This is a genomic window from Photobacterium indicum, from assembly GCF_003026215.1.
Taxonomy (GTDB): domain Bacteria; phylum Pseudomonadota; class Gammaproteobacteria; order Enterobacterales; family Vibrionaceae; genus Photobacterium; species Photobacterium indicum.
This window is the reverse complement of the sequence record NZ_PYOC01000003.1, coordinates 498,989-521,666: the sequence shown is the minus strand read 5'-3', so window position 1 is coordinate 521,666 and position 22,678 is coordinate 498,989. Positions and strand designations below refer to the sequence as shown.

General features: G+C 40.3%; 18 protein-coding genes and 1 tRNA gene. 4 read left to right on the top strand and 15 right to left on the bottom strand.

Translation table 11 applies throughout. From position 1 onward, the window contains the following. Positions 1-13: 13 nt before the first annotated feature. From C9J47_RS12640 to C9J47_RS12610, 7 genes are all read right to left on the bottom strand, one after another. Complete coding sequence (locus C9J47_RS12640) at positions 14-343, bottom strand: TusE/DsrC/DsvC family sulfur relay protein (RefSeq protein ID WP_041394359.1); 330 nt, start codon at positions 341-343, stop codon at positions 14-16. Positions 344-496: 153 nt separating this feature from the next. Further along, positions 497-1,162 (bottom strand): Bax inhibitor-1/YccA family protein, encoded by a 666-nt coding sequence (locus C9J47_RS12635; RefSeq protein WP_107253850.1) that lies wholly within the window; start codon positions 1,160-1,162, stop codon positions 497-499. Positions 1,163-1,926: 764 nt separating this feature from the next. Continuing rightward, a complete protein-coding gene (locus tag C9J47_RS12630; protein ID WP_425440600.1) occupies positions 1,927-2,664 on the bottom strand; it encodes an amino acid ABC transporter ATP-binding protein in 738 nt (245 codons plus the stop codon). A 101-nt stretch (positions 2,665-2,765) separates the two neighbouring features. After that, entirely contained in the window at positions 2,766-3,863 is a 1,098-nt protein-coding gene (locus C9J47_RS12625; protein ID WP_107253849.1) for an amino acid ABC transporter permease, read from the bottom strand. A gap of 4 nt (positions 3,864-3,867) precedes the next feature. After that, complete coding sequence (locus C9J47_RS12620; RefSeq protein ID WP_107253848.1) at positions 3,868-5,079, bottom strand: amino acid ABC transporter permease; 1,212 nt, start codon at positions 5,077-5,079, stop codon at positions 3,868-3,870. An 85-nt stretch (positions 5,080-5,164) separates the two neighbouring features. Then, positions 5,165-6,193, bottom strand: coding sequence for an amino acid ABC transporter substrate-binding protein (locus tag C9J47_RS12615; RefSeq protein WP_107253847.1), 1,029 nt, complete (start codon positions 6,191-6,193; stop codon positions 5,165-5,167). 496 nt (positions 6,194-6,689) lie between these two features. Further along, entirely contained in the window at positions 6,690-7,619 is a 930-nt protein-coding gene (locus C9J47_RS12610; RefSeq protein ID WP_107253846.1) for an SPOR domain-containing protein, read from the bottom strand. Between the two features lie 191 nt (positions 7,620-7,810). Here C9J47_RS12610 and C9J47_RS12605 point away from each other — a divergent pair. Continuing rightward, positions 7,811-7,901, top strand: a tRNA-Ser gene (locus tag C9J47_RS12605). Positions 7,902-8,221: 320 nt separating this feature from the next. On the opposite strand, the gene C9J47_RS12600 is transcribed toward C9J47_RS12605, so the two are convergent. The 6 genes from C9J47_RS12600 to C9J47_RS12575 all read right to left on the bottom strand — a co-directional run bounded on the left by C9J47_RS12600 (position 8,222) and on the right by C9J47_RS12575 (position 18,043). Then, the gene (locus C9J47_RS12600; RefSeq protein ID WP_107253845.1) at positions 8,222-10,522 is read right to left on the bottom strand and encodes a cytochrome c peroxidase; all 2,301 of its coding nucleotides are present in this window, start codon (positions 10,520-10,522) and stop codon (positions 8,222-8,224) included. Between the two features lie 550 nt (positions 10,523-11,072). Next, positions 11,073-13,616 carry an Ig-like domain-containing protein gene (locus C9J47_RS12595; RefSeq protein ID WP_107253844.1) on the bottom strand — a complete coding sequence of 848 codons (2,544 nt, stop codon included), beginning with the start codon at positions 13,614-13,616 and terminating at the stop codon, positions 11,073-11,075. Between the two features lie 85 nt (positions 13,617-13,701). Further along, complete coding sequence (locus tag C9J47_RS12590; RefSeq protein ID WP_107253843.1) at positions 13,702-15,366, bottom strand: chitinase; 1,665 nt, start codon at positions 15,364-15,366, stop codon at positions 13,702-13,704. A 473-nt stretch (positions 15,367-15,839) separates the two neighbouring features. Further along, on the bottom strand, positions 15,840-17,210 hold the full coding sequence (locus tag C9J47_RS12585; RefSeq protein ID WP_107253842.1) for an MATE family efflux transporter: 1,371 nt from the start codon (positions 17,208-17,210) through the stop codon (positions 15,840-15,842). A 320-nt stretch (positions 17,211-17,530) separates the two neighbouring features. After that, complete coding sequence (locus C9J47_RS12580) at positions 17,531-17,719, bottom strand: SHOCT domain-containing protein (protein ID WP_146150846.1); 189 nt, start codon at positions 17,717-17,719, stop codon at positions 17,531-17,533. A gap of 54 nt (positions 17,720-17,773) precedes the next feature. Further along, the gene (locus tag C9J47_RS12575) at positions 17,774-18,043 is read right to left on the bottom strand and encodes a hypothetical protein (protein WP_107253840.1); all 270 of its coding nucleotides are present in this window, start codon (positions 18,041-18,043) and stop codon (positions 17,774-17,776) included. Between the two features lie 197 nt (positions 18,044-18,240). Between C9J47_RS12575 and C9J47_RS12570 the strand changes: the two genes are divergently transcribed. From C9J47_RS12570 to C9J47_RS12560, 3 genes are all read left to right on the top strand, one after another. Continuing rightward, a complete protein-coding gene (locus C9J47_RS12570) occupies positions 18,241-19,011 on the top strand; it encodes a response regulator (RefSeq protein ID WP_107253839.1) in 771 nt (256 codons plus the stop codon). Continuing rightward, entirely contained in the window at positions 19,004-20,449 is a 1,446-nt protein-coding gene (locus C9J47_RS12565; protein WP_107253838.1) for an ATP-binding protein, read from the top strand. Before C9J47_RS12570 ends, C9J47_RS12565 begins: the two co-directional genes overlap by 8 nt. Before the next feature lie 117 nt (positions 20,450-20,566). Next, the gene (locus tag C9J47_RS12560; RefSeq protein WP_107253837.1) at positions 20,567-21,187 is read left to right on the top strand and encodes a riboflavin synthase subunit alpha; all 621 of its coding nucleotides are present in this window, start codon (positions 20,567-20,569) and stop codon (positions 21,185-21,187) included. Between the two features lie 71 nt (positions 21,188-21,258). On the opposite strand, the gene C9J47_RS12555 is transcribed toward C9J47_RS12560, so the two are convergent. Next, positions 21,259-21,462 carry a CPXCG motif-containing cysteine-rich protein gene (locus C9J47_RS12555; protein ID WP_006232282.1) on the bottom strand — a complete coding sequence of 68 codons (204 nt, stop codon included), beginning with the start codon at positions 21,460-21,462 and terminating at the stop codon, positions 21,259-21,261. A gap of 372 nt (positions 21,463-21,834) precedes the next feature. Beyond that, positions 21,835-22,488 carry a hexitol phosphatase HxpB gene (hxpB, locus tag C9J47_RS12550; RefSeq protein ID WP_107253836.1) on the bottom strand — a complete coding sequence of 218 codons (654 nt, stop codon included), beginning with the start codon at positions 22,486-22,488 and terminating at the stop codon, positions 21,835-21,837. Positions 22,489-22,678: the final 190 nt, after the last annotated feature.

Genomic DNA, 22,678 nt, shown 5'->3' with positions numbered 1-22,678 from the left:
TTATGTAAAGGCGTTAGATACACTTTACGGGTTTTGGTAAGCCAGCAAGTTTTGTTGCTTGCTTCGCTGGCCCTTTGATAAAGAGCTTATAAAGATAACGAGAGCTACCTTTTTCTTCACCGTATTTTTTCGCCATTGCTTTTACAAGCATGCGAATAGCGGGTGAAGTGTTAAATTCTAAATAAAATTCTCTTACAAAGAGAATAACTTCCCAATGTGCTTCAGATAATTCAATACCTTCATCTTGAGCGAGAAGGGGAACAATATCTCTCGACCAATCATCAACGTTCTTAAGGTAACCCTGAGCGTCGGTTTCTATTTGTTTGCCATTAATTTCAAGCATGATGTGCCTCGATATTCGGATCGCAGAAAGGATAGTGATTCGAACACGGTGCTGCAAGTAGAAATGACAAAATCATGTAAATTGTAGGCAATAAAAAAGCGTCCATTTCGGACGCTTTCAACTACCTATTTAACGATTCACTAATAGAAGTGATTAATCGTTGTTACCCATGATGCCTAAGATTTGTAGCAAGCTTAGGAATAGGTTGTAGATAGAGACATATAACGTGACGGTAGCTGAAATGTAGTTTGTTTCACCACCACGGATGATTGACTGCGTAGTAAGCAGAATCGCCGCTGAAGAGAACAGAACAAACATACCGCTGATTGCTAATGAAAGCATTGGCATTTGTAGGAAGATGTTTGCAATAACAGCAACAATAATTGCCACAAAACCAGCCATTAACATACCATTCAAGAATGATAGATCACGCTTAGTTGTTAGTGCATATGCAGAACAAGCCATAAATGTAAGGGCTGTACCGCCTAGAGCAGGAACAATTGCGTGCCCCATACCAGCGCCAAGGTACATGTTCAGAATAGGCCCTAGGGTGTAACCCATGAAACCCGTTAATGCGAATGTAAATACGATACCTAGGCTACTGTCTTTGTTCTTTTCAGTTAAGAACATTAGACCGTAGAAACCAACCAACGTAATGATGATTCCTGGGTAAGGCAAGTTCATTGCCATAGCGGTACCCGCGATAACCGCAGACCAAAGCAATGTTAGAGAAAGTAGGAAGTACGTGTTTCTTAAAACCTTATTGGTTGAAAGTACGCTATCGTAAGATCCAGTACGATTGACTATACGATCGTTCATAAGTGTCCCCTTAGGGTTAGTTATGTTGATATTTGTTAAGACATATATGAGGGCAAACGTTCATAATTGCAAGCTATTAACTTGTAATAAAACCATTTACTGACCAAACACATCCTATCTAAGTTCTTGAGTCGAATGATACTTAACATTTCATTATCTTTTTTGGTAAAAATGTAAATAAATGTTTCATTGCCATTCGTGTGATTAAACGTATCGCGATGCAGAGACTTTCTACATTCAACTGTGCTGCTTTATTCGTAGATTACATCATGCAACAAAACAGAAGCTGAATAAAGCTTCGTTTTTTCGTTTGGAGCTGATTGTGGCTTGTCGAAAAAATTGTAAAATCCCCCTTTTATTTACGGTATGGTTGCCTGTATGGGTGGTGTGATGTACTCTTTACCACGGTTAAATGGTGCTACAGGCTGTTGGTATGTGCGATAAATGTGGGTCTGAAATGATTAAAATTCGTAGAACACTGTTACAAAAGGTATTAAATATCAAATCTGTTTGGAAATGTATTAATTGCAAAAAAGTTAAACGACTTTGAGCGACAAAAAGATAGTTAGAAAAATAATAAAAAATAAAAGTAAAGAAATATTACGAAATGCTTTAAGGAAGCATTTGGAGAAAAGTGGACGCTCAACGAGCTGCTGATTATAGCCATACAACACTGCCTTGTTTTAAATTTGTAAAAATATAACTAGCGTAATAATTCACGCAGCCCGCCAGTCATGAGCGGGCTTTTTTGTGCATGATTAAATTTAATGCAGTATTTGGCTTAAGAATAACTGCGTACGGTCAGATTGTGGGTTGTCGAAGAAATCATGAGGATTGTTTTCTTCTATGATCTCACCACGGTCCATAAAGATAACGCGATCGGCAACCTGACGGGCAAACCCCATTTCGTGCGTTACGCATATCATGGTCATACCTTCATGAGCCAATTCAACCATAACATCTAACACCTCGCGTACCATTTCAGGGTCTAGCGCTGAAGTTGGTTCATCAAAGAGCATTATTTGCGGGTTCATACACAGCGAACGTGCAATTGCGACACGCTGCTGCTGCCCACCAGAAAGTTGCCCTGGGTACTTATCTGCTTGGTCAGGTATTTTAACGCGTTCAAGGTAATTCATCGCTAATGCTTCAGCTTCTTTCTGAGGCATTTTCTTCACCCAAATAGGCGCAAGGGTACAATTTTCTAATACGGTAAGATGGGGGAAGAGGTTGAAGTGCTGAAAACACATACCGACTTCTTTACGTACTAATTCGATATTTTTAAGATCATCGGTTAGTTCGTTACCAGCAACAACTATCTGCCCCTTTTGGTGTTCTTCTAGGCGGTTGATGCAGCGAATCAAGGTTGATTTTCCTGAGCCAGAAGGACCACAAATAACGATTTTTTCACCTTTAGTTACGGTTAGATTGATGTCTTTTAGTACGTGAAATTGCCCATACCATTTATTAACGCTAGATAGTTGAATCATTGTATCGGTCATAATAGATTGATCCGACTTTGTTGTTTCGTCCAAAGTGGCTTCACCACCAGAAAGGTTACTACTTGCAATCAACGTACTGCTTGTCATAGTGCTATCCTTGCTTATCGTTTATGACCCGTGTGCAATTTATTTTCTAAAAAGATACTGTAACGAGACATACTGAAACAGAAAACCCAAAAAACAAGAGCGACAAAAATATAGCTTTCTGTCGCAAAGCCTAACCAGTCGGGGTCGCTGTTGGCGGCTTGGCCAATACCTAGCACATCGAACATACCGATGATCAATACAAGGCTGGTGTCTTTAAATAGACCAATAAAGGTGTTCACAATTGAAGGGATGGTAATCTTTAAGGCTTGCGGTAATACAATCAGGTACATACTTTTCCAATAAGAGAGCCCCAGAGCATCTGCCGCTTCGTATTGACCTCTAGGTATGGCTTGCAACCCACCACGTATAACTTCTGCCATATAGGCGGCGCTAAATAACACTACACCGATTAATGCTCGAAAAAGCTTATCCATTTCCATTTCTGAGGTTAAAAATAATGGCAGCAGTACAGAAGCCATGAATAATACGGTAATAAGGGGGACACCACGCCATATCTCGATATAAACGGTACATATGCTACGTATTATTGGCATTTCAGAACGACGGCCAAGAGCGAGTGCTACTCCAATAGGCAGTGAAACAACAATGCCTACAATCGCAATAACCAGTGTGACAAGCAAACCACCCCATAAGTGGGTATCAACAACTTCTAAGCCAAATACACCACCGTATAACAAGAAGGCAGCAAAGAAAGGGTAAACATTAACAAAGAATAACCAAATCCATTTTCTACCCGGTGTTTTTTCTATCACAAGCAATGAAATGAAAATTGCTAGCGTGAAATAAAACAGCTTTGGTCGCCAAAGTTGATCTGCAGGGTAGAATCCGAACATGAATTGGTCAAAACGGACATTAATAAAGACCCAACATGCTCCATCACTAGAACATGCATCACGCGTATCACCAATCCAATCAGCGTTTATAAATGCCCATTGGATAACGGCCCATAATCCCGTGATTGCAAAATAAGCAAGGAAAAGGGTCATGATAGAATTTGTTATCGATGAAAATAAGTGCTGACGAGCCCATCCAATAATACCGACAGTATTTGCTGGTGGTGGTAAGTCAGGCTGAAAATTATGATGACTCATTATATTACCTCTCCACCAAAGCGACTTTCTTGTTATACATATTCATAAAGAATGACGTAATTAAGCTTAAACTTAGGTAAACCCCCATAGTCATAGCAATAATTTCAATAGCTTGACCTGTTTGATTCAACGTTGTGCCAGCAAAAACAGACACAAGATCGGGATAACCGATAGCCATCGCTAATGAAGAGTTCTTGGTAAGGTTTAAATATTGGCTAGTAAGAGGTGGAATAATGATTCGCATTGCTTGAGGAATAACGACCAAGCGTAACGTTTTACTTCGTGGTAAACCTAAAGCAAGCGATGCCTCTGTTTGTCCATGATTGACGGCATTAATGCCTGAACGCACAATTTCAGCAATGAAAGAGGCGGTATAGATGCTAAGTGCGACAAGTAAAGCGGCTAACTCCGGTAAAATAGAGATACCACCACGAAAGTTAAACCCTTTTAGCTCTGGATATTCAACCGATATAGGCATACCTGCTGCGAAAAAAGCAATAAGTGGTAAACCAATTACCATGCCTATGGTTGTGAGTAATATGGGCGATTGCTCCCCTGTATCTTGCTGTTTTTTATGTGATCTAATGGCATATATGATGGATAGCACAACCGCTAAAGTAAATGCTGCAAATATCCAACCTGAACCTTCATTAAATACAGGGCCAGCAAGATAAAGCCCACGCACATTAATAAAAAGGCTTTCGCCAATGCTTAGGCTCTGACGTGGTGAAGGAAGTGCTTGAAGTACTGCAAAGTACCAGAAGAAAATTTGTAATAATAGGGGGATATTACGGAATGTTTCGATATAAAGCGCCGCAAAGCGACTGATTAACCAGTTTGAAGAAAGACGTGCAATACCGACGGTGAAGCCGATAATTGTCGCTAAAAAAATACCTAAAACAGACACTAACGCTGTATTTAGTAAGCCGACAAAAAAGGTACGACCATAAGTATATGTTTCATCGTAATCGATCAGTGTTAAGCCAATACCAAAACCAGCTTCTTGGTTGAGAAATCCAAACCCTGTTGCAATACCACGTGCATCAAGATTTTCAAGTGCGTTATTTATGATGTTGTAAAAAAAGAAAAGTAACCCCAATACCGCGATTAGTTGGAAAACAATGGCGCGAAAAGTGGGGTTATAAAAAAGGTTTTGTTTATTAGGTGGACTTGCTACATCCGATGTATTTAACACTTTTGCTGTTTTAGGAGCCATACAACAACCTCAGTTCCTATTGAGATGTTGGAAGGCAGCAATAATGCCACTGCCTCCGCTTCATAATACGTAGATTGATTTAAAATTAACGAATAGGTGCAGCGTATTGAATACCGCCATCCTTCCAAAGTGCATTTAAGCCACGTTCGATTTTAAGAGGTGAACCTGTACCAACAGTACGTTCGAAGCTTTCACCATAATTGCCAACTTGTTTTACGATTTGGTATCCCCAATCATCACTTAGGCCAAGTCCTTTACCTTTAGGACCATCTAAACCAATTAGACGACGAATATTTGGATCTTTTGATTCTTTCATTTTATCGACATTTGCAGATGTAACACCGTATTCTTCAGCATTAAGCATTGCACTTAATGTCCACTTAACAATATTGAACCATTGATCATCGCCTTGTCGAACAACGGGCCCTAGTGGTTCTTTAGAAATAACGTCAGGAAGAACAACCGCAGAAGCAGGTTCGGCAAGGTTTAGACGAAGTGCATATAACCCTGATTGATCTGTGGTTAATACGTCACATCGGCCAGAGTCAAAACCTTTTGATGTTTGTGGGGCTGTATCAAATACAACTGGGCTATATTTCATGCCATTAACTCGGAAATAATCGGCAAGGTTAAGCTCGGTTGTTGTACCAGATTGAACACATACTGCAGCGCCATCAAGTTCTTTGGCACTTGAAACGCCTAACTCTTTTTTAACCATAAACCCTTGGCCGTCATAATAGCTAACACCAGCAAAGTTTAAGCCGAGAGCACTATCACGGTGTAGAGTCCATGTTGTATTTCGAGATAACACATCAATTTCGCCTGATTGAAGTGCTGTAAAACGTTCTTTTGCTGTTAATGGAATATATTTAACTTTTGTTTTATCACCGATAGTTGCCGCTGCAATTGCTTGGCAGAATTCAACATCTAGCCCTTCCCATTTCCCTTTAGAGTTTGGATTTGAGAAGCCTGGTAAGCCAGCACTCACACCACATTGGACATAACCTTGCTTCATTACCTTTTCTAGGGTTGTGTTCGCTGCTGATGCATTAACCGCGAAAAGTGCTGATGTAGTGGCTATCGCCGCAAGCAGTACGGATGATTTTTTAGTCATTATTGTCGTCCTTGTTTAATGTAAAAGCGTATGTTGTGTTTGTTTTTGAATATGCCGTCATACAAATGTAAATGCAATGTTAACAAGTATAAGTATAGAAACAGAATCCTTAACGTCTATTCTTATGATGGTTTCTGATCACGTTTTCGTTAATTCTTTATAATTAGCAAGTTACAGACCAAAATTGTCGTGTGAACTTTTATGCTGCATGGCGGGCTGAGTATTCATCGTGGTTTAGTCAGTTTTTAATGAGGTTAATAGCCGTGTCTGTAATGAAGGAAATGTTAAACGTAGCGGGGGTGTAATAGGGGAGTAAGGATGGAGATACTATTGTGATTTTTCGGATATATGCACATTATGGTTTTATATATATGATTGGTGAAAGAGTTTTTTTGCTTCGTTTATGTGGCAATTGCACTATAACAAAGCAAAAAAACACGGAATAAGTAATGAGGCTTGTGTGGGCTTGTTAATATAATGGTTTATTTTTAGGCTGTTATTTAACACACGTTGTATATAAAAGCGCGGGCGGGCGATATTCATCGTACTTACCACTTCGCAAATTTAACGTCTTTATTTCGTTGGTGATAGGATTGACGGATGAAGTCCAATAGCTGATTTCTGTTGGCCAGCGATATCGCATTAAGAGGTGCCTGCCATGGCTTTGTAGCAGTTCAATTTCTTCATATGTAGGAAGCCGTAATCCATAGTTGCGACACCATTTTTGAGCGCTATTAATATTTATACGCGACCAATAGTTGTCTTGTTCATTAATGAACATTGGTGGCATATTTTCAGTTGAGTAAATATCTTTGGGCTGGTGATACTGCAATCCATTAAATGTAAAAGAGTAAATAATCGAGTTAAGTACAACTCTATTTTCAACAAGTGTGTTTAGCTTGGGATTATTCGGTTCTTTGGATGGCGTTATTTGCGTGTTTTTGGACTTTGATACGGTCTTTAATGTAGGTGCCTTAACTAAACCAGATATTGTTTTTGTTGTTTGCCGTATGAATGTGCTTGTTATTTTTTGGGTTTCAAGTTGCTGTTTTGCCCTCATAGCCTTGATATGCGTCGAGTAGGGACCAATAAGGCAACGATACTTACCAGTATCTTCAATTAAATAAGCATTGTCAGGAAATAAGAGGTTCACTTTTCGTGAAAAGCTTTTGTTTGGAATTGCGCTGCTGTAGTTACATTGAACCCAAAAACTACCAGTACTTGATTTTGGTGTTTTTCCCCATAACCCAGCACCAATATCACAAGTATTGTTAAGTTGTTTCCACCCGTTATTAGTCGCTGACGTCTCAACGCTGCATAACGAACGACCTGAAGGTGATATCGAGTTTGCTTTTGCTTGATTTACAAAAGGTAAGCAAGCAAATAATGAGCAGTAAACTGCAAAATGTCTAATGTTGCTAAGCATATCGGTCTACATGTAAATATTAAGAAATTCAATAATTGGACATATAGAAACACAAAAGTTGTCATTAATAAGTGAAATTTCATCTAAATAACGATTTATTCATCATTTTATATATAATTTGCGCAGTTGAGCCAAAAGTTAATAAAAAGAGTTTACAGAGAAGAGTAAGGTACGTATTATCTGCCGCTTACGGAGAGATGGCTGAGTGGTCGAAAGCACCGGTCTTGAAAACCGGCAAGGGTTTATAGCCCTTCTAGGGTTCAAATCCCTATCTCTCCGCCATATTTAGAAAAGGGCGCTGATTTATCAGCGCCCTTTTTGCATATAGCGATTGTGGCTAGAGGGATTTGTTCCAAATCCACCTCACCCAGAACACTCCGCCACATTCAAAAAAGCCGCTACTCTGTTAGCGGCTTTTTTACGTTTGGACTTTACCCAATAAGATAGGGATGCAGAATCCTAGACTGGGTTCTCCTGAGCGAAGCGAAAGCACATTGTCTGTGCCGAAGGTGCAAAAGGCAATCGCCATATGAAGGTACGATATAAAGAAAACCCAGACCTTTCGATCTGGGTTTTGTTGCTTCAAGTTTTTCGTAGGGGAATTAGTTCACTGTTACAGTGACTGTTGCTACGTTTGAAGTATTACCGTTGGTATCATTAACAGTGTAGTTAAAGGTAAATGTTCCTTTTCTTTTAGCAAAGTACGATATTGTACCGTCATTTCTGACTGTGATAGCTGCTTTACTTGATGCTGGTAGGTTAGTAACTACAACAGATCCTTTATCAAGTGCAGCACCATTAACTACGTCATTATCAAGCACTCGAAGGGTGATTGTTCTATAACGCTTTGTTGTTGCATAGTCGTTTACCGCATCAGGTGAAAGGTCTTCTGGTGCATCTAAGAATCCAACCAATGCTGGTAGGTTTTTAGCTGTTCGACCTTGTGCACCCACTCGAGGAATTTCTAACCACTCATCAACGGCTAGACCATCGCCGCGATCTGATGCAGAGTTCTCATCATCAGGGTGACCGACTGCCACAAAAATCTGTGGGCGATCAAATGGTGCAGCCTCCCAACGAACACGGTCATCAGTTAGTGATTTTAAGAAGGCAACAAGGTTGGCTTGCTCTTCGTATGATAGTTCTAAGCTATTTATATCAGGGTCTAGGTTAGAATCGTGAGATCCAAAGCCTGATGTATTATGTGTATCAGTACCTTGACGGTTACCACCTCGGTTATAAAACTCAACAACTTGTTCTAGGGTTGCCATACCACCATTGTGCATATAAGGTGCCGTTAGTTCTACATTTCGCAGACCAGGTACTTTAAATGCGCCATCTACTGCGTTAGGTTCATACGCTGTGAGCGGTACGCCTGGGTTAACTTCGAACGTATCTGGATCTACCTCAAAATCGTCTGGTGCATTACCGCCACCGGCTACAACCTGAGCTTGACGTGTGAAGGATAGAGGGTGTCCAAATGGTCCATCAGCACCTACACCCAAGTCTTCTTCAGTTGGGCGAACACCAATGTTGTAGAATCCATTATCGTAAGCAGCTGGAAGCTGGTTGCCCATAAGCATACGTTCAACTAAACCATCTTCTTCGTTTTCTGGTACAAGGTGAGTCGCTGCTTTTGTAAATTCAGGACCGCTGTGACAGTTTGCACATTTACCTTTTCCAAGGAATATGCCCATACCTGCTTGTTCTTCACTGGTTAATTCATAAGAAGCACCATCCATAAAGCGGTCGAATCGAGAATCATCTGAAATCAATGTACTTTCATACATCTGGATTGCTAGCCCCCAGAATAATGAAAAGTTCATTTCAAACTGGTTATAGCCATCGTCTGACTTATATGGGCTCTTCCAATAACCGTCTTGGAAAGCATCAATAATCAGTTTACGGTAATCAACCATTAAACCTTTGCCACCAAGTACAGCTGATGAACCAAGTACACTATCGGTAGGGTCAACTTCTTGTAATGCGAGCGGCTTAAGTTTTAGCATTTTACGGCCAAGTTGTTTAAATGACTTTCCGCCACAAGACATTTCGAAATCACTTAAAGGGGGACCAACAGCCTGTGATGCTGCACTTGAGTTAATTAGATTGACTTCTTCAAGAGTTGTACTGCTTGTTGATTGGTCAAAATAAACAACTCGTGCATTTTCATTTCGACGACCAAATGGGTCTACACCATTGAATACGTTATTTGCACGACCATCCCAAAAGTTTCTAAAATTAAAAATGGCGTTGATCATGGTTGGTGTATTACGTGGTTCGACTTTTCGACTACCTACATTGGCAACATGGAATATATCTTCTACTTTATCACAATTTTCGATGCCATCAGTAAAGTCGTTATATTCTTTGACGATGTTTAATCCATTAAACTTACTCCCAAATATACCCTGGGAAGAAGTTACGTCATCGGTTTCAAATACAATGTTAGAGTTACGATCTTTGGGGTCTGCAAATTGGGTGAATGGGTAATCATTAAGTGTAAGGGTGTAATTGGGGCCACCGCTTCCGCCAGATTTAGTTGAGTTGAATACCTCTCTTTTATTTGGATCCGTGTGGTTTAAACCTGGGCTAAGTTGGTTTCTATCACGAGGATCCGCACCAGCACTGAAGTGGCAACTACCACAACTTTGCCCTTCACTACCTGTTTGCATATCCCAGAATAGGGCTTTACCTAGCTTAATCGCAGCATCTTTATTCTTAATATATTTTTCAATGCCTGGAACTGCAGCTGGTTCTATTCCTTTTAATGAACCAATAGATGGAGGTTCAACAACAACTGGCTCTACTGAATAAACATATCCTGTCGATAATCCAAATATAGTTGTAGCTGCTATCACAGCACCGAGCCGTGAACGTCTTTTATTCGTTCTATTACTCATTACGCGCTCCTAGTGTCTTCATTTTATTTTTTCACTTGATTACAAGAGTAGGGTTTTATTCCTTGCCAGTTAATAATGAGTGATAAAGCTAAAAGTTATTTATCATTTTTGCGATATTATTATAAATATAAAATATAGCGTTTTTATATTTGATTTTTCGGTTTCTAAAGTGAGAAGTCAAATTGGAAATGATATTTGTTATATTCTAATTATTATTGGTGAGTATTATTTCTTAGTGTAAATATATTTGTTTGATTTGAGATTTTATCATGTTAAAGATTTGGTGTTGTAAATATGACACTAATCTTAATTTATATGAGGGTAATGATTTTATTGTTGAAACTTAATTCTTATTAATAGTATTAGTATCAAAAATGCTGCGGGGATTGTTTAGGGTGTAGTGAATGAACGATATATTGAATGCACCTAAACTCGATGTGAGGGAGCAAAGAAGATGCCCCCTTCCATCATGGTAGAGGGCATTTATAGTAAACGAAAAATAACCGACATTTCTTACGGCTTTTTCCGCTGTTGTTATTTCCTATTGCTGCTATTTTCCGTTCATTGCCTGTAGCTTGTCACCAACAGGACCTGAAAAATTATAGCCATCATGTTCATCCCAATTGATAGACCATGTCATCACCCCACCAAAATTTGGATAGAGTTTAGTGGGTGCAATGGTTCCGCAGCTTGTACCAAGCGTTAGACAGTCAAGGGCATTAACAATGTTTTGAGTCGGAGCTTGCCCTGAGTTGGCAGAGCTTGGGCCAGATGGTAAACCAATAGCGACTTGATCATCGCGTAAAGGTTGGAACATAGTACCGTTTGCTAGTTCAAAGCCTTCAACCAACATACGTGAAGATGCAACCATCATATCAACAGAACCTTCAGGGGCAATACCTGAAGTATAAGGGTTAGCTAATCCGCCATTATTGTATAGTTGTACATGCAGTAGATTAAGCATGTCGCGAAGTTGATCTATTATAGGGATGTATGCCCCCCAAATTCCGGAATAGGCTATCATGCCACCTTGAACATAAGGATGTTCGGGTGCCATTGTTAGGTACATATCCCCACCAATATTGGCTTCGATCTGTTTTAATGCTTGCGGTAGACGAGCTTGAATTTGAGTACCGTGAAGTAGGTTTGAACCACTTTCAAGATCAATATCTAAACCGTCAAATCCCCACTCTTGAATGATAGAGGTTAAGCTGCTGACAAAATTGGCTTCGTCGGTACCGTTATTAAGCGTGATAGTGCCTTCTGCGCCACCAAGAGATAGAACAATAACCTTTCCTTGAGCTTGTAACTCACGTATATCTTGCTTAAATAATTCAGGGCTTAATGCCGGACAGGTGCTGTGTATATCACCAGCATAGAGATTGAAATGAACAGTACCATTGCTATTACGATCATTATCAGCAAAGGCTATATCGATGATATCCCAAGCGGGTGAAATGTCGCGTAAACGAATAGGGCAACCAGCACCATTTACAAAATTATGCCAGTAACCTATAAGCTGATGTTTTGTCGCAGACTGTTCGACAACTTTTACCGTGGCGGCCGTTGATAGTGCAGTGCTACCTTGGGTATCGGTTACAAGTGCTGTTACGGTGTAATTACCTGCTGAGCCTGCCGTCCAATTCGCAGAATATGGCTGGGTAGTATCTGTGGCAATCACATTACCGTTGACTAGAAAGTCCACTTGTTGAATGGCACTATTGAGTGATGATGCCGTAGCTGAAAGATTAAAGGCTTTACCCAAGCTGACAGTGGTGCCACTAGTTGGTGAGGTTAAGCTCGTCACTAATGCTTGGTCACTCACACTGATTAATATCGATGATTCCGCATTGTTGCCTTCGTTGTCGGTTGCGATTGCCTTCAATGAGGTTTCACCAAGCCCTACTGCTAACCAATTCAGAGAGTATGGGGCAGTAGTATCAATTCCTAAGTCATCATTGCCTGCAAAAAAGTGTACCTGATTTATTGTACCGTCGGCATCAGTTGCTGTGGCTTGAATTTCGACGTCACTACCGGCAAGAACAATGCTGTTATCTGCTGGTGAGGTAATATTAACTTCAGGAACGATAGCGCAAATGCCTAAGTCGCTCCAAGCGTCAGTCCAGTACAACCCATTGCCTGGTTCATAAGCCCAAGATGAATCAGATGAGCACCAACCAGCAATTTCACAGCGATATTTGTTATTCAGGTTTTGAACCGTATCACCTGTGCTATAACTGTTTCCCGCAGTGTAGGCAGGTACACCTGCACAGCCGCCACCAACAGAACCACCTGCAATAGCAACGGTGATAACTTCACTGAATGTTGTGGCATTCTCGTTATCGGTTGCTTTTGCTTTGAAGGTTTTCACTCCTTCTAGAGCTGTCCATGAGTATTCGTATGGGGCGCTACTATCGCTACCAATGAGCAAGTCATTGACGTAGAAATCGACTTGCGAGATTGCTCCATCTTCATCGGAAGCATTAGCAATAACTGAAACAATGTCACCGGCGGTAATTTGAGAGGACGCTGTCGGGCTAGTTAGGCTTACAGCAGGCGGTAAATTGTTGGTGGCACTAACGACACTGATTGCTACATTGTGGCTTGTGCTTGCCCCTTGGTTGTCGGTAACGCGTGCTTCAATATTGTAATTACCGACCACAGAAACCCAATCTAAAGTGTATGGGGCAACGGAAACAGTACCGAGAGATTGAGTACCTAAGAAAAATTCAACATTATCGACACTACCATCAGGATCGCTGGCTGTTGCCGTTAATACAACGACATCATTTGCCGTAAATTGTGCATTGTTGAGAGGTGAGGTAACTGTAACGATGGGTGGCTGATTACCTGGGTTACCACTGCAATTACCGATATTTGTCCACTCTTGCCCCGGACCTGAATGGTTTGCTGGGTCATTGCCTTGGCTCCACCAATTAGCTTGATAAGCGATGGCACTACTTTGTATTTTGGTTCCGCCATTGTATGCGGTGTCTTGTTCCCAACTGGTGAGTTGAGAACAATCTACGGCATAGGCTTGACCCATGACGCTAAAACTGGCGATTAGCGTGCATGTTATTAACGACTTTTTCATAATAATATCCCTATCTGAAAAGCCCTAACGTTTATCTTCTTACTAGAAAGATGTTAGGGCTTATATTTAAGAATCATGCATATCTTTATTTACATGAAACTTCATCCCAGAACCAATTTGTACTGGTAGGGGTGTCCCAAACACCTGGGTTGTTTTTGGCAATAAAGCATTTACCGATATTCGTCACTTTATCACCGTTATTTACATTTGTTTGCCCAGCAACCCACGGAGTAACACCTGCTGGCGGTAATGGAACAACGGGTGGTTCTGGTTTTACTGGTGGTTCTGGGTTGATGGGAGCATCTGAAATCAGTTTCCACGGATCTCCTTTGCTCGGGTCATTACCTTGTGACCACCATTTTGCTTCATAAGAAGCACCGTTGTAGCTCACTTTCTCACCGGCAGTGTATTCAGTGTTGATATTCCATGCTGGGTAGTTGCCACCTACTGGTGGTTCTGGAACAATTGGAGGGTCTACAGGATCTAATTGATCAACCACGCGAACGTTTGGCCAATTAGCATGAGATTCATAGAAATTAGTGACACATTTTTCGTAATCGCCCTTAACCAATGCAGAATAGGCTGTTTGATAACCGACCAGCTTACACTCGAAAGAGACTCCGCCTGGGCGGTCTGCATGATACGTCCAGTCACCCTCCCAGTTAGTGTAAAGTACATCGGTCGCACCATTTAGATTAAGGCTACCGTATGGTGTTTGCTGCCAGCATGTGTTTTTTTCATCTGGTTGGATAGAGATTTGGTAGTAATCTGATAACCCTTCCCAGTAGCGAATGCGATTAACGGGCTGCCCTTTATCTTTATTTTGTTCACCACATTCAATACCACCATTAATTATATTGATAGTGGTACCAAAACCGTAGCCAATTCCTGCCTCGGTTTCTCGCTGAGATGGCTTCCATGTGCGATCAATTACATGCAACATGGCAGGCTTTGGCGATTGAGGGGTTAGAAAGAACCATGTTGCAGAGGCCAAATTTAACCATGAGTCTGCAACACGTCCTGGGTTGTTAAGCAAGACAGTTGCATCACCATCGAACATGACTTCAGAAAAGGCACCATAGTTAAAATGGTATGAAAGCTGCTTGGCACCACGTCCAAAATAGCCTTGCCCTTCTGCACATGGCCAGCGTTTATTTTGCCAATCGTTTTGACCACATCCAGTGGTATAGCCGGGTTGACCTTCAGACCAACCCATCTCACGAACGTGAACCAGTGCCTGTTGCCACTCTTCTAAACCTTTCGGATTGTCCCAAGTATTGTCGACAGCAATATGACCACCTGTTTCTTGAGCAAAATGGGCAAAAGAGGTAATAATAGATCGTTTACAAATAGCGTCGGAATCGCGGCCATCAGTATATTCGCCACAAAACGCTGGGAATTTTCCTATTGCACGAAGAAATCGGGTATAGGTATATTCAGATGCAGCCATTTGCGTTAGGTAGATCCATTCCGTTTCTGGGAATACGCGCTCAGCTCGAATGACGTTACTTGGGTTAGAGGCTAAGCCTGGTAAAATAGCTTCAACTTGCTGATTCGGCAATGTTTCAAGTGCTTTTGCCCAGGTGTCATACATTGGGTCAGCTGTTTTAGCTTGCTCTGCAGCTTCAATATCAGCCCGAGGTATAACATAGCCACCCGGGTTATTGGGGTCTGGCTGAATATTCATAGCAAAGCTGTTAGTGGCAAGGGTGCAACTGAGTAATATTGCTAAGTGCCGGAATTTAAACATATTAGTATCCCTTTAATAAACATTTATGTTGTTTGTTTCATTGTGCTATTCACGATGAACGATTAGTGTTTATTGCTTAGGATTGACTTCAGTTTCGTTCTTTATCAAGTGCATAGCCATTTCAATATATAACCTTGTTTGCACTTGAACCACCGAGGTGAAATTTCATTTTAAACTGAAAGCTCGCACCCTATTGGTGATTAACTCTAAATGTTTTGCTTAATATATTATATTTTGAAATTTTTGGTTGTTTAGGTAGGAAATAAAGGTAGGTTTATTTACAAGATTAAATGTTGTCAATATTAATATGTGCGAGTGATTTCATTTACTCACTGAATGGCAAAGGAAAGGTAACATTTTTTTTTGAATCACCAGCTCATTTATGTTCTTACTGAAAGGGTAAAAAGAACCGCATACAGAGGCTACTTTGTAGCTGATAATATATGCGGTTTATTTGTTATCTATCTTGACGCTTATTTAAGTGACATTGCTATTTGGAATTCATCGCTTTGGCGCTGAATCCAACGTAGGCGCATGGCAAGCATAATCGCCGCTGCGGATAAACCAACAATATTACCAATCCAGAAACCATGCGGTCCCATCGGCTCTACAATCCAGTCTGTCATACCCAGAATATAACCAACAGGTAAACCTAGCATCCAGTATGCGATGAATGTGCGAATAAAGATTGCTCGCATATCTTTATAACCACGTAAGGCGCCTGCAGCGACAACTTGAATCGCATCGCTACATTGGTAAACGGCAGCTAAGAATAAAAGCTGGCCTGCAAGTACAATAACATCGGCATTATCGGTGTAGAGAAGGGCAATTTCTTCACGGTAAATAATGGTTAAAATAGCGGTTATTAATGACAAAATTAACCCAACAAGAAGGCCGCAATGGCTTGCGATTTTAGCACCGACTAAATCTTGTTCACCAAGCATGTGGCCAACACGAATACTTAATGCAACACCTAAACTCATGGGTAACATGAAGATCAAGGACGAAAAATTAATTGCGACTTGGTGGGAGGCAACAATAATTGAGCCCAACGGGGAAATCATTAAAGCAATGACAGCAAATAATGATACTTCAAAAAACATTGAGGCGGCAACAGGGAAACCAAGCTTGAACAGTCGAAGCACTGCTTTAGGCTGTGGTTTGTACCAAACCTCAAACAATCCAGCACGTTTAAGTCGCTTGTTTACTAATACATAAACCAACATAGAGAAGAACATTAGCCAATAAACAATGGCAGTAGCTACCCCACAACCAACACCGCCCATTTCTGGGAAACCGAATTTACCGTAAACAAAAATCCAGTTAAGCGGAATATTTGCCATTAGACCGATAAAACCGATAACCATGCCGGGCACAGTTAAAGATAACCCTTCTGCAAAACTTCTTAGGGTTTGGAATAGTAGAAAAGCGGGCACGGCATATACAACAGCATGTAAATAACCTATGGTTTTTTCAGCCAGAATGGGTTCGACATCCATGTAGTCAATCAACATACCAGCATTATATAAAATGGCCATAATAGGAATGGACATGATCAAGGCAAGAAGAAAACCATGTTGTACTTCAAAAGGAATTTTATCTTTTTTGCCTGAACCATTTAGTTGCGCCACGATTGGTACAAGGGCAATCAATAACCCAACACCAAAAAGAATGGCAGGTAACCAGATACTAGAAGCAACAGAAACGGCAGCCATATCGGTAGCACTGACACCACCAGCCATAACGGTATCAACGAACCCCATTGATGTTTGGGCAACAGATGCAATAAGAACAGGTATTGCTAAAGTAAGAAGTTGACGTGTTTCACGCCTGTAATTATGCACAGAGCATGCTCCTAAAAGCAGAAATAATGAATAAATGTATAGAGTAAAGCGCGGTGATTATAGCGATTCAATAAGAAGAGACAATCAATATTGCTATCGAATGCCGACTATTCAGCAGCGTTGTTTAATATGCAGTTACATTAGCATATTTTACAAATAGTTTAAGCTGTGTTGTTTTCTGCTCTAAAGGGTTAAGTGTAGTGGTGTATGTTCGTAGCATTATGATGGGGACGTCTACGAGGCTGGTGTGCAGGGGCTGACGATCTAAAACTGCTAGAGATGCCCTTCATCATAAGTAGGGCATCTGTGAACATCATTATTTACAGCTCTTTTTTTATTTCTCTTAGCTCTTCCTGAGTTATTTCGCCATTAGCAAAGCGGCATTTTGCAACTTCAATCGCAGAGCTAGAGGGCGATTTATTGTCTTGCCTGATAGCCTTTATTATTAGGTATACAAAGGCAATCATAAGAATCCACATGAAAATCATTGAAAATGGCATCATACTCATCGTGTGCATAGTATCTCCTGGGGCAAATGTGTATTAATGAACTCAATAAATGAGTTATTGTTGTTCAGTGTTATTTTTCATCATCGTTGTCATGTTCCCCTGACACCCCATTTTCTTCATCATTTTTTGCATCTCTGGGTTTGATTGCATCTCGGTCATCATGGCTTGCATTTGCTCAGGATTTTTCATCATGTTTTGCATCATTTCAGAATGCATTCCAGCCATGTGAGTACCATCTTGGTTTGTTTCATGGTGAGCGTTGTTAGCCATCGCAATAGAAGGAAGAATAACTAGACTTGCTGCTAATAAAATTGAACGTTTCATTTGATCACCTTTGATATTATTTGTTTTGACTAGGCTATTAAAACAAATAAGTTTGTCGCAGATTTGTCAGAACCGAATTAGTTTATGTCAAAGTATGCCAGTTTGAATTGTACTCAACTCATTGACATACATTGACAAGAACTCAATGGGTTAATGACGTATAGTCATTATTCATTCGTATTATATTGTGGGTTTTTATGGACAGTTCCGCCTTATCATTACCTCACCTATTAATTGTTGATGACCATAGCGAGATCCGTGATTTGTTAAAGCGCTTTCTAAGCCAGCATAATTATCGGGTTTCTGTTGCTGCTGATGGTGATGAAATGGAGCAATGCCTTCGAGACAATTCAATCGATTTGATCGTGTTGGATTTAATGCTGCCCGGAAAAGACGGATTAACCTTATGCCGTGAATTACGTGTGCATTCGAATATACCGGTGATAATGCTGACAGCGATGGGTGAGGAGGTAGATAAAATCATTGGGCTGGAAATGGGCGCGGATGATTATTTGCCTAAGCCGTTTAATCCACGTGAATTATTAGCCCGTGTAAAAGCGGTTATTCGTCGTTTTAATGCGATTCCTGAAGGTAAGTCAGTACTTAAGTCAAAAATAGATTCTGTTGAAGAGGCGCAAGATAAAGAAAGCTATGTTTATCGTTTTAATCGTTGGTGTTTTGATATTGGTCAGCGTGAATTAACAGACAACGACGGTATCGCTGTTTCATTAACGAGTGCTGAATTTACATTATTGAAAGTATTTGTTGAGCACCCAAGAAAAGTATTAAGCCGAGAACAGCTATTGGATTTGGCCAAAGGGCGAGAGACAGATGTATATGATCGTTCTATTGATACTATTATTAGCCGGTTACGGAAGAAGTTAGAAATCGACCATAAAAAGCCTGAATTAATCAAAACTATTTGGGGTGGGGGCTATCAACTAGTGTGCGAGGTAACATATGATTAAACGCATTTTACCTTCTAGTCTTATTGGTAAAATTTGTATCATAATGGTGCTTGGTTTGGTGTTTGAGCTATTAATAGCCCTTCAAATTTTCACGAACGAACGCGTTCAAATGCTCAATTTAGCCACAAGTAATAGTACGTTAGAACGTGTTGCTGCCTTGGTTAATGTGATTGATCGCACGCCTGTAGAACTGCATGATGAAATATTGGCTGCCAGTCAAAGCTCTGGTTTAACGTTGTCGCTCGATAATACAGCGGCCGTGACCGGAAACCAACAAGCAGATTTGTCTGCACAACTGACACGGTCTTTTTCAGCACCTCTTCCTCATCAAGTAAAGATCCAATCTGTTATCTCGCAACAGCATAATGAACAACAAGCAGACATGAGCAAGATGATGCGGCATATGCATATGTCGATGAAACATATGCCGATGATGCAACAATCGGCAGTTGAATATAAAACGCAGTTGATTGGCTCGGTAAAGTTATCAAATAATTATTGGTTAAATTTTAGCTCAGCGATTGATCAGCAAGCATTACGCTGGTCTTGGTCCGCAATTGTTGGGTTAATTTTAGTGGCACTATTTACGCTGAGTGCGATGTATTGGGTGGTTAAACGGTCGTTACTTCCTGTAAAAAAACTGGCTGTTGCCGCACAAAAATTGGGGCAAGAACGAGACTTTACCCCGCTTGAACTTTCAGGGCCAGAAGAGATCTTACCGACAATTACGGCATTTAATCAGATGCAAACACAACTATCGCAGTTTGTTGATGATAGAACAAAGATGCTTGCTGCTATTTCTCACGATTTACGTACGCCTATTACCAGCATGCGCTTACGACTAGAATTTATTGAGCATAATGAGGATCAAAAACAATTATTAAAAACACTGACTAATATGGAATTGATGATTGAAGCTACAATGAACTTTGCGCGAGACGATGCTCAACAAGAGCCAAGCCAAACCGTTGAGCTAACCAGTTTATTGCAAACAATTACCGATGATTATCAAGACCGAGGCGATGTCATACACTTTATTGCTGCTAGTAAAGTTATCTGTCGATTGTCACCTATTGCCTTTAGGCGAGTGATTGAAAATTTACTGAACAATAGTTTGTGTTATGGACAGCAGTCTGAGAATACGAGTAGACCCTCTCCGATTGAATTAAACTGTTTTAATGATGAGTATCACACTGTTGTACAGGTTTGTGATCGTGGTACAGGTATTGATGAAAGTGCATTAGAGGATGTTTTTAAACCTTTTGTACGATTAGAGAAAGCCAGAGATACTAGTTCATCAAGTGTGGGGTTGGGCTTGTCTATTAGCCGCTCGATTATTCAAGCCCATGGCGGATCATTAGTTTTACGAAATCGCAGTGAAGGTGGCCTTTGCGCAGAGATACGATTGCCACAATATCATCGGCCACAGTCTAAATAACCTCAGGTTGGGGTAATTGAAATGGTTCAAATAACGCTGGATCCTACATTTTGGTGTGTTTGGATATATAATGCGATGACTAACCAACTGATATTAAAATAATAGTCGGGGATACTGATGTTTACAGGAATTGTTCAAGGTACAGTACGTGTCGTTAAAATATTAAAAAAAGAAAATTTTCAGACACATGTGTTAGAAATGCCGCAAGAGCTGCGAAAAGGATTAACGCTTGGTGCATCCGTTGCGCATAACGGTTGTTGTTTAACTGTGACCAAAGTAGAAGACGACTTCGTTTCTTTTGATTTAATGCAAGAAACCTTAAAAGTGACTAATCTCGGCTTGTTAGTAGAAGGCGATAACGTCAATATTGAACGTGCAGCAAAATTTGGTGATGAAATTGGCGGGCATTCTATGTCGGGCCATATCAACCAGTGTTCGACCATCTCTGATGTTATTAATGCGGCTAACAATTGTACAATTTGGTTTACGATGCCGAAGCCGTCGATGAAGTATGTGTTAACGAAGGGGTATATTGGTATTGATGGTTGTTCATTAACTATCGGTGAGGTTAAGGACAATCGATTCTGCGTACACCTGATCCCTGAGACGCTTGAAAGAACACTTTTTGGTATTCGTAAAATAGGTGATGTGGTTAATATTGAAATTGATCCACAAACTCAAGCGATTGTAGACACTGTCGAGCGAGTGCTTATGAACCAATCGAGTAATACACAGTAATAAATTTATTATTAAGTTAAGCCTATTGAATGATCATATAGGCTTAGACTCAATACTATCTATGATGAAAGTTAAAAAATTTGTTCATCATCAGCATCAATGAATAAATTGATGGTTTTATGAACCTCATCAATTTGCATGTTTAAATGCACAGCATGGCAGCACGACGGGCAGTCGTCGTAGAATTCTTGGCTACCACCACTCGTATCAAGAGTTATCTTGATAATATGTCCACAATGCGGGCAAGAGACACTCTGCTCTGAATAATTTGTCATTTGATACTCCTTGGTATGATGTACCTCTATAGATACAAAAATTCACAGAACCAGTGTTACCACTTGATGCTCCTGACGTAAGAATCATGATTAATACACTTGTCAGGTGATTTACTGGCATAACTAGATCCTAGCGTTTCGCATTGCTTTTTGCTGAAAATTAACTACAAACTTTGAATTGATAAGAAGAACTGAATAATTATTAAGTGAGGGATCTCAGTATTGTATTTTTTTGATGGATATGATTTTTTTATAAGATTTTGTTAACTTTATAAAACGTTAAAATTGAAACATTTCCTTGGTAGAAAGTAATAATTGTTGATGTAACTCGGTTCCACCCTTTGTAACACCAACAATTGGATTGATTTTTGTTTATAGATTATTTAATAATTGCTGATTTACTTCGTGAAGCGACGAAAGTTTTTTATCTGCAATCGCCCAGCGAGCATCATTGGCATATTCAGCTTCAGGTACGGCGATTCCTTTCATTTGCGCAGCTTTGGCCGACAGTAAACCGTTAACTGAATCTTCAAAGGCAACACATGCTTGTGGTTCTACACCTAATGCATCTGCAGCGTTGATGTACACTTCAGGGTGTGGTTTGCCATAACGAAGGTGTTCAGCCGATAAAACGGCTTCAAATTCATTTTCTAACTCTAATGCTTCTAACGTCGCTTCAATTAAACCTAATGGTGATGAAGAGGCTAGGGCAACCTTTAGTCCCATTGCTTTACAAGTTGCAATGGCTTCGAACACACCAGGTAGTACAGGCTTATGCTCTTTCACTAAATCTTGTACGCGAGAAACGATTAAAGCGGTTATTTCTGCACAATTAGGGCCTTGCCATGGTTGCTTCTTGAACCAAAAATCGACGACTTGGTCAATGCGTAAACCCATCGTTTGCAATGTATCTTTTTGTTCAATGGTAACGCCGATAGATGAGAATACTTCGACTTGCGCTTGTTGCCAAAACGGTTCTGAATCGACGAGTAGTCCATCCATATCAAATACTGCTGCTTTTAACATGACTTTTTTCATACCTATAAGGTTTATACCAATCTTGATAAATATTTGATGATCTACTTATCAAGATGGGCATTACACATAACGATTGTCGAGATTACTGTATTTTGCGCAAAAAAAACATTAGCTCGTTTATCGGGCTAATGTTTTCGATTCTGCTTTATTGTGACATTTACCATGATACGCGCTTTAG